The sequence below is a fragment of the Rahnella victoriana genome, from assembly GCF_021276285.1.
GTDB lineage: Bacteria > Pseudomonadota > Gammaproteobacteria > Enterobacterales > Enterobacteriaceae > Rahnella > Rahnella victoriana.
In genome coordinates this window covers 130,504-143,629 of the sequence record NZ_CP089920.1, presented here as the reverse complement: position 1 = coordinate 143,629, position 13,126 = coordinate 130,504, and the positions used below count along the sequence as shown (strand labels likewise).

11 protein-coding genes and 3 pseudogenes are annotated in these 13,126 nt (G+C 52.4%); 11 read left to right on the top strand and 3 right to left on the bottom strand.

Features of this window, described 5'->3' with window-relative positions; genetic code table 11:
• Positions 1-25: 25 nt before the first annotated feature.
• Positions 26-361: a hypothetical protein gene (locus tag J9880_RS22040; protein ID WP_133822287.1), complete on the bottom strand. Its 336-nt coding sequence runs from the start codon at positions 359-361 to the stop codon at positions 26-28.
• 280 nt (positions 362-641) lie between these two features.
• Here J9880_RS22040 and fhuE point away from each other — a divergent pair, with 280 nt between their 5' ends.
• Positions 642-2,840, top strand: a complete 2,199-nt coding sequence (gene fhuE / locus J9880_RS22035) for a ferric-rhodotorulic acid/ferric-coprogen receptor FhuE (protein ID WP_232770771.1) — start codon at positions 642-644, stop codon at positions 2,838-2,840.
• 59 nt (positions 2,841-2,899) lie between these two features.
• On the opposite strand, the gene J9880_RS22030 is transcribed toward fhuE, so the two are convergent.
• The gene (locus tag J9880_RS22030; RefSeq protein ID WP_232770770.1) at positions 2,900-4,168 is read right to left on the bottom strand and encodes a glycoside hydrolase family 10 protein; all 1,269 of its coding nucleotides are present in this window, start codon (positions 4,166-4,168) and stop codon (positions 2,900-2,902) included.
• Here J9880_RS22030 and J9880_RS22025 point away from each other — a divergent pair.
• The 7 genes and pseudogenes from J9880_RS22025 to J9880_RS21995 all read left to right on the top strand — a co-directional run bounded on the left by J9880_RS22025 (position 4,167) and on the right by J9880_RS21995 (position 9,004).
• Positions 4,167-4,316 (top strand): hypothetical protein, encoded by a 150-nt coding sequence (locus J9880_RS22025; RefSeq protein ID WP_162928610.1) that lies wholly within the window; start codon positions 4,167-4,169, stop codon positions 4,314-4,316. The two genes, J9880_RS22030 and J9880_RS22025, sit on opposite strands and share 2 nt — an antisense overlap.
• A gap of 400 nt (positions 4,317-4,716) precedes the next feature.
• A pseudogene (locus J9880_RS22020) lies at positions 4,717-5,136 on the top strand (helix-turn-helix domain-containing protein); the annotation flags it as partial.
• A gap of 89 nt (positions 5,137-5,225) precedes the next feature.
• Positions 5,226-5,606: an IS66-like element accessory protein TnpA gene (tnpA, locus tag J9880_RS22015; protein WP_232770908.1), complete on the top strand. Its 381-nt coding sequence runs from the start codon at positions 5,226-5,228 to the stop codon at positions 5,604-5,606.
• The gene (gene tnpB / locus J9880_RS22010) at positions 5,603-5,950 is read left to right on the top strand and encodes an IS66 family insertion sequence element accessory protein TnpB (RefSeq protein WP_000612629.1); all 348 of its coding nucleotides are present in this window, start codon (positions 5,603-5,605) and stop codon (positions 5,948-5,950) included. The genes tnpA and tnpB overlap by 4 nt, the downstream gene beginning before the upstream one ends.
• Before the next feature lie 49 nt (positions 5,951-5,999).
• Positions 6,000-7,538, top strand: a pseudogene (tnpC, locus tag J9880_RS22005) (IS66 family transposase).
• Between the two features lie 37 nt (positions 7,539-7,575).
• Positions 7,576-8,562 (top strand): annotated as a pseudogene (locus J9880_RS22000) (ISNCY family transposase); the annotation flags it as partial.
• A 52-nt stretch (positions 8,563-8,614) separates the two neighbouring features.
• Positions 8,615-9,004 carry a helix-turn-helix domain-containing protein gene (locus tag J9880_RS21995; RefSeq protein ID WP_001515310.1) on the top strand — a complete coding sequence of 130 codons (390 nt, stop codon included), beginning with the start codon at positions 8,615-8,617 and terminating at the stop codon, positions 9,002-9,004.
• A gap of 184 nt (positions 9,005-9,188) precedes the next feature.
• On the opposite strand, the gene parS is transcribed toward J9880_RS21995, so the two are convergent.
• Positions 9,189-9,638, bottom strand: coding sequence for a type II RES/Xre toxin-antitoxin system antitoxin (gene parS / locus J9880_RS21990; RefSeq protein WP_232770769.1), 450 nt, complete (start codon positions 9,636-9,638; stop codon positions 9,189-9,191).
• A 175-nt stretch (positions 9,639-9,813) separates the two neighbouring features.
• On the opposite strand from parS, the gene J9880_RS21985 reads away from it, so the two are divergent.
• The 3 genes from J9880_RS21985 (at position 9,814) to J9880_RS21975 (ending at position 13,086) form a co-directional block, all read left to right on the top strand.
• The gene (locus J9880_RS21985) at positions 9,814-10,704 is read left to right on the top strand and encodes a LysR family transcriptional regulator (RefSeq protein WP_001515312.1); all 891 of its coding nucleotides are present in this window, start codon (positions 9,814-9,816) and stop codon (positions 10,702-10,704) included.
• Between the two features lie 192 nt (positions 10,705-10,896).
• Positions 10,897-11,955, top strand: a complete 1,059-nt coding sequence (locus tag J9880_RS21980) for an alpha/beta hydrolase (RefSeq protein ID WP_232770768.1) — start codon at positions 10,897-10,899, stop codon at positions 11,953-11,955.
• A gap of 12 nt (positions 11,956-11,967) precedes the next feature.
• Positions 11,968-13,086, top strand: a complete 1,119-nt coding sequence (locus J9880_RS21975) for an NADH-dependent flavin oxidoreductase (RefSeq protein WP_232770766.1) — start codon at positions 11,968-11,970, stop codon at positions 13,084-13,086.
• Positions 13,087-13,126 lie beyond the last annotated feature (40 nt).

The following is a 13,126-nucleotide window of genomic DNA, read 5'->3' as shown; positions in this document are numbered from 1 at the left end:
CATTCCTTAATCAGTCACCGCATCGTTACCCGGCCTGATAGCCTTTGGTCAGCGTGTCCTGACATTGCTGCTGCGTCGTCACTTTTTCGCGTTCAGCCTTGCTGAGCGACGTCCAGGTTTCAATCACCTTATCGGCTTCCTCCTCATCAAATTCCGTTCTGTTTATCGCTGACGGCGACTGCGATTGTGTCGACACATCCTTGATCTGATTACGGAAATAATCCACCGAACCGTCAGGTTTATTCAGCGCGGAACTGCACAGAATATTGATATAGGTGGCGGGAGTGTGTTGCGCCGTGGTGTCTTCGGCCGCGGCGGTGCCCGCGATAAGCACGGTGAGGGCCAGCATGATTCGTCTCATAGCGTCTCCTTATGTTGAACACTTTAAGGGTAGAAGACATCAGACTGATGAGCGCAGGCAGTGGGACAGAATGGTCTGAAACTTGCTCCGGGAAACCGGGAAATTCATTCTATTCTTCAGAAAACCTTAAATTAATAATTTGTTACGTAATAAATCTGAACCTTCTCGCGACAGGGTTAATGTTAATAATTACTATTCACGTTCTCATTGCGATCTGTTCTTGTAAAAATAAAAAATAGAAACAGTGTCGCGTCCTCAAAAAATTCTATGGGAATGCGTTATGTCCTTTACTGGCAGGGGAAACGTCGCGGAGTCTTGCGCGCCGGATGTAAGAAATATTTTTACCGTTTCATCACTGGCGCTGGCCATTCTTGTGGTGATGAATCCCGCTTACGCGGCTGAAACCAGCACGACGGCAAACACCGCCACGTCCGGCGAATCGCAGGATATGGTGATCGAAGGCACGGCGACGGCGGCCAGCAGTGACGCGCAGGATTACGCGGTCAAAACCACCACCGCAGGCACCAAAATGAACCTGACGCCGCGCGACATTCCGCAGTCAGTCAGCGTGATCACCCGACAGCGTATGCAGGATCAGGATCTGCAATCGGTCGGCGATGTGCTCGATAACACCACGGGCATCTCCACGGAAGTGATCGACAGCGAACGCGTGTCCTATTTCTCCCGTGGTTTTTACATCAACAATTACACCTACGACGATATTCCTTCCTCGGTCAGCGACACCTGGAACTTTGGCGATGCCGCAGAAGACACGGCGATTTATGACCGTATCGAAGTGGTGCGTGGCGCAACCGGTCTGATGACCGGCGCAGGCAACCCGGCGGCGTCGGTGAACATGGTGCGTAAGCACGCCGACAGCAAGGAATTCACCGGCAATATCAGCGCCAGCTATGGCAGCTGGAACAAGCAACGCTATGTGCTGGATGCCTCCGGCCCGCTGAATCAGGAAGGGTCGGTGCGCGGACGGGTGGTGGCGGGCTATCAGGATCAGGACAGCTGGCTGGATCGTTATCACAAGCGTAAAAAATTCTTCTACGGCGTTGTCGATGCCGATGTGACTGACAACACCACGGTGTCCCTCGGTTACGATTATCAGGAAACCAACACCGGCAACCCGACCTGGGGCGGCCTGCCGACCTGGTACACCGACGGTTCGCGGACCCATTACGACCGCAGCACCAATACCTCCGCCGACTGGACGAATTACGCCATTCAGTCACGCAAGGTTTTCGCCAACGTAAAACACGACTTTGATAACGGCTGGACATGGCGCGTCAACGGCACGCATGGCGAGCAGACCTTTAACGATAAACTGCTGTATCTGATGGATTTCCCGGATCACACTACCGGCGAAGGGCTGAGCGGTTTTGGCAGTAAAGACCGTGGCACGCGCAAAGTGGACTCCGTGGATACCTATGCCACCGGGCCGTTTGAACTGTTTGGCCGTCAGCATCAGATGGTCGCCGGTCTCAGCTACAGCCGCCAGCATAACCAGACGTACAGCGCGGATGGCTCCATTGACAGCGATACCCTTGGCAGCTTTGGCAACAGCTGGGACGGCAGCGTCAGCGAGCCGGAGTGGGGCGACTGGTACCTGAACGCCGACGATGTAGTTCGCCAGAAAGCCGGCTATTTCGCCACCCGTTTCTCGCTGGCAGATCCGCTTTCGCTGATCCTTGGGGCACGTTACACCGAATGGACCAGCAACGGCAGCAGCGGCAATATGCAGAAGAACAACGTGACGCCGTACGGCGGGCTGGTGTATGACATCAACGACACCTGGTCGGCTTACGCCAGCTACACCTCCATCTTCCAGCCGCAGACTGACCGCGATATCAACGGCCATTATCTGTCACCGACCACCGGCAAAAACTACGAAACCGGCCTGAAATCGGCGTGGATGGATGGCCGTCTTAACGCCTCGCTGGCGGTGTTCCGCATCGAGCAGGATAATGTCGCGCAGGCCGATGGCAGCAATTTTGTCAACGGTTCCAGCGAACAGGCCTACGTCGCGGCAAATGGCACGGTGAGCAAAGGGGCCGAGTTTGAGGTGAGCGGCGCGGTGACCGACAATCTGCAAATGACCTTCGGCGCAACGCGTTATGTGGCGAAAGACGACACCGGCAGCCGCCTGAACAGCAACATGCCACAGACCCAGCTGAAACTCTTCAGCCGTTACCAGTTGCCGATGTTGCCGGATCTGACGGTCGGCGGTGGCGTGAACTGGCAAAACCGCACCTTCCAGGACGCGACCGGCCCGGATGGCGAGACTCATCGCGTATCACAGGGCAGCACGGCGATTGTCGATCTGTTCACCCGCTATCAGGTGACCAAACAGTTGTCGGTTCAGGCCAACATCAACAACCTGTTTGACCGCACCTACTATTCATGGCTCAGCGATTACGCCGTTTACGGCGAACCGCGCAGTGTTTCGGTCAGCGCGAATTACGCGTTCTGATGTGAAAGGTGTTCCTTAACAGAGAACAGGGGAGGTTTTCCCCTGTTCTTTTCATACCCTCAGCTTCCCCAGCGGCTTTTCAGATAACGCACGGCATCCTGCGTCTGGGGCTGATTGAGGTAGTTTTCGCGGAACAAAATCGTGCCATTAATTTGCGGCACGGATTCATTCATATCGAGCTGCTTTTTCAGCTCCGGCACACCGCCGCTGACTATCCAGTCAGGTTCACTTTTTGACGGTTCACCCACTTTATACAGCGCCACGCCGATATAAAGCCGCGTGTGAGTGGGCTTCACCACATCGGCCCACCAGTGAGCCAGCACGTCATACCGCGCCGCCTTGCGGGCGAACGGCCAGTAAAGCTGTGGCGCAATATAATCCAGCAACCCTTTTTGCACCCACAGACGGGTATCCGCGTAGGCTTCGTCATACGCCGCCGCGCCGGACGTTTGTGAACCTGCCGGATCGTGCGACACGTTGCGCCAGACGCCTGCCGGACTGACACCAAACTCCACCTCGGGTTTCAGCTGTTTGATGGTGCGCGATACCTGCTCGATCAGCAACTGGGTGTTATGCCGCCGCCAGTCCGCTTTCGACGCAAACCCTTGTCCGTATTGTTTAAACGTCAGGCTGTCGTTAAGCGCGGAACCGGCCGTCTCGGAATAGAAGTAATCATCGAACTGCACGCCATCCACCGGATAACGCGACACCACTTCCGCCACGATGCTGGTGATCCAGTCGCGTGCTTCGGGAATGCCCGGATCAAGCACGTAACGATCGCCCGCCGTGCGGATCCAGTCACGGTGCAGGACAAACACACTGGCCGGGTTCAGCGACAAGGTCTGGTTCAGTTCAGCCACGGTGGAAGGTTTGGTGTTAACCGAGACGCGGTAGGGGTTAAACCACGCATGTACTTTGATGCCGCGCTTGTGCGCTTCATCGAGCATAAACTGCAACGGATCGTAACCCGGATCCTGGCCGATTTTGCCGGTCAGCATATCTGACCAGGGCAGAATTTTCGAAGGCCAGAAGGCAGTGCCGTCCGGCTTCACCTGAAAGAATACGGTGTTGATACCGAGACTTTTCAGTTTATCCAGCGTGTCAGTCATGGCCTGTTTCTGCTGACTGATCCGGCTTGCCGCATTGCTGGTATTGACCGAAGACACCGGTGGCCAGTCGAGGCGGGAAACGGTCGCCAGCCAGACGCCGCGTACGGGTTCATGGGGTTGAGCCGGTTTCGCTGGCAGCGGATTTTTGGCCACCGGCGGCAACGGTGTCACCAGTGATTTTGGCGGTGTGGAAGAACAGCTTGCCAGCAGCAACGCCATGCCAGCCAATGCGCCAGTCTTTTTAAGTGTCCATACAGGGGAAAAGCGTCGGGAAGAGGCGATGATAAACTCCGGTGATCTCTGGTGGGCGCGCGAAAAGAAACATTTTCTGATTATCCGGCGCAAAGTCAATCACTTCGGCGTTTAAGGCAGCCAGCATCATTATTAAAAAGCAAATGCGCACTATATTAGCGTTCATCATCCGGTGACATTTACAGCATGAACGCTGATACAGTAGAATTTTGGACCGGCCCGAAAAACAGCAGAGTTATTATGTTTACCTACGCGCAGCACCAAGAATTAATTAACTGCTTTAATCATCTCTTAGAATACAGAACGCATCCCATTTACCTGAAACATCAGCTGGAAGCGCAAAGAGGGTGGTTATTAGTACGATCGTTAATTTAACATAATCATGATTATGCGCACTGCAATTGTAGGGGCTCAATGCTAATGTCTATTTGTGGCTCATTAGGAATGTCCAGGCTATAGTTTTCAGACCTGTATGTCTGGTCAACGACTCGCTTTTTCCTGATGAGGAGTTTTCTATGGCCATACATGACGCCGGGATGTTCACCGTGAAAGAAATTAACCGCCTCAAAATCCTTCAGGACGTCATCGATCGCAACCTGCGTCCTGGCCAGGCTGCGGAGATGCTCGGTATCACACCAAGGCATTGCAGCCGTCTGCTCAAACGTTATCGTCAGTCCGGACCGCTGGGCATGAACAACCAGAGTCGCGGTCGCACCGGAAACCGCCTGTTGCCAGCATCACTGACTCAGCTGGCGCTGAATATCATCCGGGAACGCTACCCCGATTTTGGACCGACGCTGGCACGGGAAAAGCTCGAGGAAGTTCATGGTCTGATCCTTGGCAAGGAAACCATCAGACGCCTCATGATTAAAGCCGGACTATGGATCCCCCGCAGACAACGCCCGCCGAAAATTCATCAGCCCCGTTACCGACGTAAGCGTACAGCGAGAGCCGTCTGGTCATAATCTGATTCATCCGACAAAGTGGTGTACACCAAATAGTGGTGGGAACCAAAGTGTCAGATATGCAGAAAAATGTGACTTCCGGCAGGCGTAAAGGCTGCCCTAATTATCCTCCCGAATTTAAGCAGCAGCTCGTTGTGGCTTCTTGTAAGCCCGGCGTGTCGATATCAAAACTGGCGCTTGAAAACGGTATCAACGCCAATCTGTTATTTAAATGGCGCCAACAATGGCGTGAGGGAAAGCTGCTATTACCTTCCTCAGAGAGTCCTCAGCTACTCCCTGTGACTCTCGATGCCACCGCCGTACAGCCAGAGCAGTACGCAGAGGATCCTGAGCCCCTCAGTATCAGCTGTGAGGTAACGTTCCGGCACGGAACGCTTCGCCTCAACGGCACTGTCAGCGAAAAGCTCCTGACTCTGCTGATACAGGAACTGAAGCGATGATACCGTTACCTTCAGGGACTAAAATCTGGCTCGTGGCCGGCATAACTGACATGCGCAACGGCTTCAATGGTCTCGCCGCAAAGGTGCAGACGACGCTGAAAGATGACCCGATGTCGGGGCACGTCTTTATCTTCCGGGGACGCAGTGGCAGTCAGGTCAAACTGCTCTGGTCCACCGGCGATGGTCTGTGTCTGCTGACGAAACGACTTGAACGCGGCCGCTTCGCCTGGCCGTCGGCCCGTGATGGCAAAGTGTTCCTGACGCCAGCGCAGTTGGCGATGCTGATGGAAGGCATCGACTGGCGACAACCTAAGCGGTTGCTGACCTCCCTGACCATGCTGTAAGCCTGTTTATCCTGGTTGTTGCACAATAACCCTGGTAAAATACAGGGTTATGAACGACACCTCTTCTGACGATATCCTTCTACTGAAACAGCGCCTGGCCGAACAGGAGGTGCTGTTACAGGTCTTGCAGGAAAAGCTGGCTTCCCGTGAACGCGAAATAGACTATCTGCAGGCACAACTGGATACACTTCGCCGCATGAACTTCGGCAGCCGCTCAGAATAAATATCCCGCCGTATCACACAGATGGAAACTGACCTGAACAGGCTTCAGAAGGAAAGTGACGTTCTCACAGGCCGGGTTGATGACCCTGCGGTTCAGCGGTCACTTCGCCAGACCCGCACCCGGAAACCGTTCCCTGAATCACTTCCTCGTGATGAAAAGCGTCTGTTGCCAACTGAGCCCTGCTGCCCGGGTTGTGGTGGGTCGCTGACTTACCTTGGTGAAAACGCAGCCGAACAACTGGAGCTGATGCGCAGCGCGTTCCGGGTTATCCGCACGGTACGGGAAAAGCACGCCTGCACAAAATGCGATGTTATCGTTCAGGCGCCCGCACCTTCGCGTCCCATAGAGCGGGGCATAGCCGGACCTGGGCTGCTGTCGCGCGTACTGGCATCAAAATATGCAGAGCACACGCCACTGTATCGGCAGTCAGAGATCTATGCCCGCCAGGGTGTGATACTGAGTCGCTCTGTGCTGTCGGGCTGGGTGGATGCATGCTGCCGGTTGTTGTCACCGCTGAACGAAGCCCTTCAGGACTACGTACTGACCGATGGAAAACTCCACGCTGATGATACGCCGGTTCCAGTGCTATTGCCGGGCAATAAAAAGACGAAAACCGGGCGGTTGTGGACATACGTACGTGATGATCGTAACGCAGGGTCAGCGCTGCCGCCTGCAGTGTGGTTCGCTTACAGCCCCGACAGAAAAGGACTCCACCCGCAGACACATCTTGCCGGCTTTAGCGGAGTGCTGCAGGCAGATGCATATGCCGGGTTCAACGAGCTGTACCGCGCTGGCCATATAAAGGAAGCTGCCTGCTGGGCTCATGCCCGTCGCAAAATCCACGATGTTCACGTTCGGACGCCATCGGCAACAACAGATGAAGCTCTGAAGCGTATCGGACAGTTTTACGCCATCGAGGCTGGCATAAGGGGAATGCCAGCAGAACAGCGCCTTGCCGAACGGCAGCTAAAAACGAAACCACTGCTGACATCACTGGAAAGCTGGCTGCGTGAAAAGATGAAAACCTTGTCCCGACACTCAGAGCTGGCAAAGGCGTTCGCTTACGCCCTGAACCAGTGGCCAGCACTGGCGTATTATGCAGAAGACGGCTGGGCAGAAGCGGATAACAACCTCGCCGAAAACGCCCTGCGTATGGTCAGTCTGGGTCGAAAAAACTTCCTGTTCTTCGGTTCGGACCACGGTGGTGAACGTGGTGCGTTGCTGTACAGTCTGATCGGGACGTGCAAACTGAACGGAGTGGATCCGGAGCGCTACCTTCACCATGTTCTTGATATTATCGCGGACTGGCCGATAAACCGGGTCAACGAACTGCTACCGTGGCGCGTCACACTACCTGCGGAATAACCTTCATCGTCAATACGGTTCTCGGCGTACGCTTACTTACCGACGTCCCTGTACCGGCGAGCTGATCCAGATTGACGGCTGCGACCATCACTGGTTTGAAAACCGGGGTCGGCCCTGTACAGCACTGGTCTATGTTGACGATGCGACCAGCCGCCTGATGCACTTGTTGTTTGTGAAATCAGAATCCACATTTACCTATTTTGAAGCGACACGTGGCTATATCGAGAAATACGGTAAACCCATGATCCTCTACAGCGATAAAGCCAGCGTATTCAGAGTCAATAATAAGCACGCCACCACGGGGCCCGGTGAAACCCAGTTTGCCAGGGCCATGCGTTGCCTTAATATCACCCCTCTGTGCGCGGAAACCAGTCAGGCAAAAGGCCGCGTTGAACGCGCCCATCTGACACTTCAGGACCGGCTGGTTAAGGAGCTCAGGCTAAAGGGGATCAGTACGATAGAAGCGGCAAATGCATTTGCCGAAGAATACATGACCGATTACAACCGGCGATTTGCCAAAGCCCCACGGCATGATTTTAATGCGCACCGGCCACTGGCATTAACTGATGATCTTGATGCGGAATTTACCTGGCGCGAGCCCCGGCGGGTTTCAAAAAACCTTACAGTACAGTACGATAAAGTGCTTTATCTGATTGAAGACAGTGAGTACAGCCGTCGGGCCATCGGTAAGTATATCGATGTCTGGCATTATCCTGACGGGCATAAGGAACTGCGCCTGAATGATGTGCTGCTCCCCTATTCCACCTATGACCGGTTGTCAGAAGTTGACCCCGTCGCGATTGTAGATAATAAAAGACTGGGCCATGTGCTGGACGTTGCCAGGCAGGTCCAGAGAAAACGTGACAATAACCGTTCACAGTCGGTACCTGCTGGCGATGAACCTTCCCGCAGACGGCATGCACCAAGCATTAACAAATCTCAGCGTTCACTGAACGAAGATGACATGCTTGAAGCCATGTTAAAGCTTCAGGGCAGCTCGGAGGCCATTTTTGGTAAAAGATGAACCGAGACAAACGAGCAACAACGAGTAAAAAATCCTGAAAACGAGGCCGAATATGCCAGAAACAGATGAAAAAGTGATGATGACTTTCCGGGAACGCCACCGGGTGGAACTCATTGAAGCTGTGCTGGCCAGTGAATTAAGTCTGACGGATGCGGCTGCGTCAATGGAGATAACTCCACGTCACTGCCGCCGTCTGATTGCGCAATACCTACAGGCAGGGCCAGCCGGGTTAGTCAGCCAGCGGCGTGGAAAACCCAGTAATCACCGACTTCAGGCAGAGCTTAAAGCCCGCGTTATTCATTTTCTGAAAACTGAGTGCCAGAGTATGGGCCCGACACAGGCACAAAGAATGCTGGTCACTTCTCACAGCATCAACATCTCAGTTGAAACTGTAAGGCAATTGATGCTTGCTGAGAAATTATGGCAACAAACATCGAGATGAATGGCCGGTAAAGTATTAATCGTCTTTTTTTCCGGCGTGTAGTATATGCAAGTTGTTCGTGTCATGGTCACGCCACCTTATTACATCCCTCAGGGCAGTGGATAGACCTGCCACCGGCTTCTTTCGCACCCACCCCAGACCTAGCTAGAGTGGGCTGGGCGCCTTTTGGTCAGCCTGTAGAGAATCACGAATAGACGCCATGCTCAATACGTGTGATGAGACGCATCACCTCCAGCCCCCCAGTTTCTGACGCCAGTACATCAGCTGGCTTTTGCCAGATCAGGACTCGGTTCTTCTCGTTTAGCCATTGTTGGGCAGCGTTCTTGTCTCCTTCGAACAATTCAACTGCACGGCTCAAAACTCGGATGACGCGGAAGAGCCGTTCGCTCTGTTCGGATGTAAACCGCCCCTTAATGCTGCGGTTAAACGAGGTGTTGGGAATTCCCGACATTTTCCGCAATTCGGTCGGTGTAATATGCGCCCAGGCAGAAATGCGCTTTGCGACCTCCCCTTCCAGTCCCAGATTAATTTTATTTATCAGCGTTATGCCCCCCTTCGCTTCCAGGCCGACAACGCTCCAGAGATCGCATGGCTGAGAGATGGGAATCGAGGGGGAAAAAACTTTCATAGTCATATGAAACCCTCCATTTGATTATTTTATTATACCAGATGGGGCAGTTACGGCGAGATAGTCAACTATTAAGGACTCCAACATTATTTGTCAGGCATTAATGATGGACAAAGTGCCTTTATTCGCATTATTTTGTTAATGCCTCTAATGATGCCTCACTTAGAAATTGGTTTAATAAATGCGCCGTAAAAATATTAACGATTATCAAGCTTTTATCGCAGTAGCCCGGGAAAAAAGCTTCACAAAAGCGGCCGCTCAGTTAGGTGTCTCACAGTCGGCGTTGAGCTACACGGTGAGGACTCTTGAAGCAGACCTTGGTCTTCGTCTTCTTACACGCACCACTCGTAGCGTTTCTGTGACGGAAGCTGGCGAGCGGCTACTTTCCCGTATAGGACCCCATTTTGACGAAATTGAAAGTGAAATAGCTGCGCTGAGCGGATTGCGAGAAAAACCAGCCGGTACTGTGCGCATTACTACCGTTGAACACGCCGCCGATACAATACTCTGGCCTAAACTCGCTCCTGTGATGCTTGAATATCCCGATATCAATATTGAAATTATCAGCGAGTACGGACTCAAAGATATTGTCGCTGAGCGTTATGATGCCGGAGTTCGGTTAGGCGAACAGGTTGATATGGATATGATTTCCCTACCTCTTGCCAGAGACTTCCGTTTTGCAGTGGTCGGAGCGCCCTCTTATTTCATGGGGAAGACATTCCCAGGAACGCCTCGTGATTTAAACGACCATAGCTGTATCAGATTACGCCTGCCCACTCATGGAGGATTCTATACCTGGGAGTTTCGCAAGGATGAGACTGAAATTAAGGTGCGAATTGACGGACGAGCGACTTTCAGCACAATAAATATGATGAGTCAGGCCGCCCTTGATGGGCTGGGGCTTGCTTATCTGCCGCTAGATACTGTGGAGAATTACCTTGAAAACGGAATGTTAGTCCAGGTGCTGACTGACTGGTGTCCACCGCGTCCTCCCTACCATCTTTACTACCCCAGCCGTCTGCAACATTCTCCGGCATTTGCACTTGTGCTCGAAGCACTCCGCATCCCATAACCTTTGAACGCTGTTTATCCCGTTCCATATCAAACTTAGTTTCTTATCATCCAATTAAGAAAATATCCTTCTAAGCCCATGCGAAATTAAGCATCTAATTTCTGAATACTAAAGAGATTAAGATGGCCTCTGAAACAATCTGTATTCATTCAGCGGCCAGGGCCGCCATCATGTCAATGAAGGAGTCTCGCTATGAGTAATAAAACAGGTGGATTAAGCCGCCGAAATTTTATCCTGACAAGCTCAGTGGCCTCCGCAGGATTTCTGATGGCGGGTCATGCTTCAGCCCTGCTCTCACCTACCCCTCGTACATCTGGCACCACGACACACGTAGATGGCGTCACAGTCAGCAGCGTCCTGTTCCGGAACAATGAAATAATGATGTCCGGAAACGTCTACGTCCCTCCGGATTTCAGTGAAAACCGTCAATACGCTGCTATTGTCGTTGTCCACCCAGGTGGTGGCGTTAAGGAACAGACAGCTGGCCTTTATGCCCTAAAACTGGCTAAAGAAGGATTTGTCACTCTGGCGTTTGATGCCTCCCATCAGGGGGCCAGTGGCGGATTACCGCGCTTTGTCGATGATCCCATGAAACGCGTTGTCGATTTCTATAGCGCAGTCGATTACCTGACGACTCTCCCTTATGTCGATAATAATCGCATTGGCGCATTAGGTGTTTGTGCAGGTAGTGGTATCACGGTTAAAGCGTCGATGACGGAACGTCGAATCAAAGCGCTGGCAACAGTCAGTGCCGTGGATGTCGGAGCGGCGACCCGTAAAGGCTGGGATGGAACAACATCTGAATCTGAACTCATTGCGACTCTGGATGCTGTTGCTAAACAGCGTACAGCAGAAGCAGCGGGCGGCGCACCGGTTTATGTTAACTATGTACCCAAATTGGGTGATACCAGTGCACCAAAAGATCTTCAGGAAGCTGCGGACTACTATCTGACCGAACGCGGAAAATATTCGACTTCCACGAATCAAATGCTGATGACAAGTATCAGTACGCTGGCGTCTTTCACTGGGTTTGAAGGGGCGGATGTCTATTTAACACAGCCGCTTCTGATTGTAGCCGGTAGCAAAGCAGGTTCGCTCTGGCACAGCCAGGAATTACACAAAACTGCTGCTTCTGTTCAAAAAACGCTGCATATCATCCCGGGTGCGACGCACATGGATCTATATGATGGTCAGGGTGCAACGGTTGCCGCGAGTAAGCTGGCTCCTTTCTTCAAAAAGAATCTCATTTAGGTATAACTATCCATGAAAAAAAATCCACTTCTTGAAAAATTTACACTCGGTAAAGGTGTGACTCTGCGCAACCGTATTGTTATGGCACCCATGACGACGTGGGCGGGTAATGATGACGGCACAGTATCGCTTGATGAAGAAGCTTATTATCGTCGACGTGTTCAGGATATTGGGTTGGTGATTACCGGTTGTACTCATGTTCAGGAAAATGGCATCGGATTTTCGGGGGAATTTGCTGCATATGACGACAAATTTATTCCCGGTTTAAAGCGTCTTGCGGCGGCGGCAAAAAGCGGTGGAGCACCGGCAATCTTACAAATTTTCCATGCAGGTGTGAAAACGAGTCCTGAACTGGTTTCAGATATCGTAGCTGCAAGCGCTGTTCCCGGTGATGCAGGGCCTTTCGCACCTTCCGTGACCCCTCGCGAACTTACATGCACTGAAGTCGAAACGGTTATTCAGGCTTTCGGTGAAGCAACTCGCCGTGCCATAGAAGCAGGGTTTAATGGCGTTGAGTTACATGGTGCTCATGGTTTTTTACTTCAGAACTTTTTCTCACCTCATTCCAACCGAAGAGACGACCAATGGGGCGGCTCTCTTGAAAACCGTATGCGTTTCCCACTCAGCGTCATCGAGAGTGTGCGTAAAACGATTGCTGAGCATGCAGCCAATCCCTTCCTGATAGGATACCGCATTTCACTGGATGAGCATTACGAAGATGGGTTGCGCATTGATGAGTCGCTTCAGCTGGTTGACCGCCTGATCGATGAGGGTATTGATTATCTTCATGTATCACTCGGTAATGCACTTGAAGCCAGACCCGTTGATGCACCGAATGGCCTCAAAGTCATCGAAATCGTGCGCGATCACCTTGCTGGAAGTATACCTCTGATTGTTGCCGGACAGTTGCGAACACCAGAGCAAGCCGAGGATGCTGTTAAAGCAGGGGTATCTTTGACTGCCGTAGGTCAGGGTATGGTGATGAACCCAGACTGGGTTAAGTTTGCAGAGGGTAAAGCTGAAGGAAAAATTGCTCTCAATATTGCTGCATCAGACGTAGAGCAACTTGCTATACCCCAGAAACTCTGGCGCGTAATTGAGGAAACGACAGGCTGGTTCACTATTCGTTAAATTTATCTAAGCGGCCCGAAATTTAATTAGGGCCGTTCTA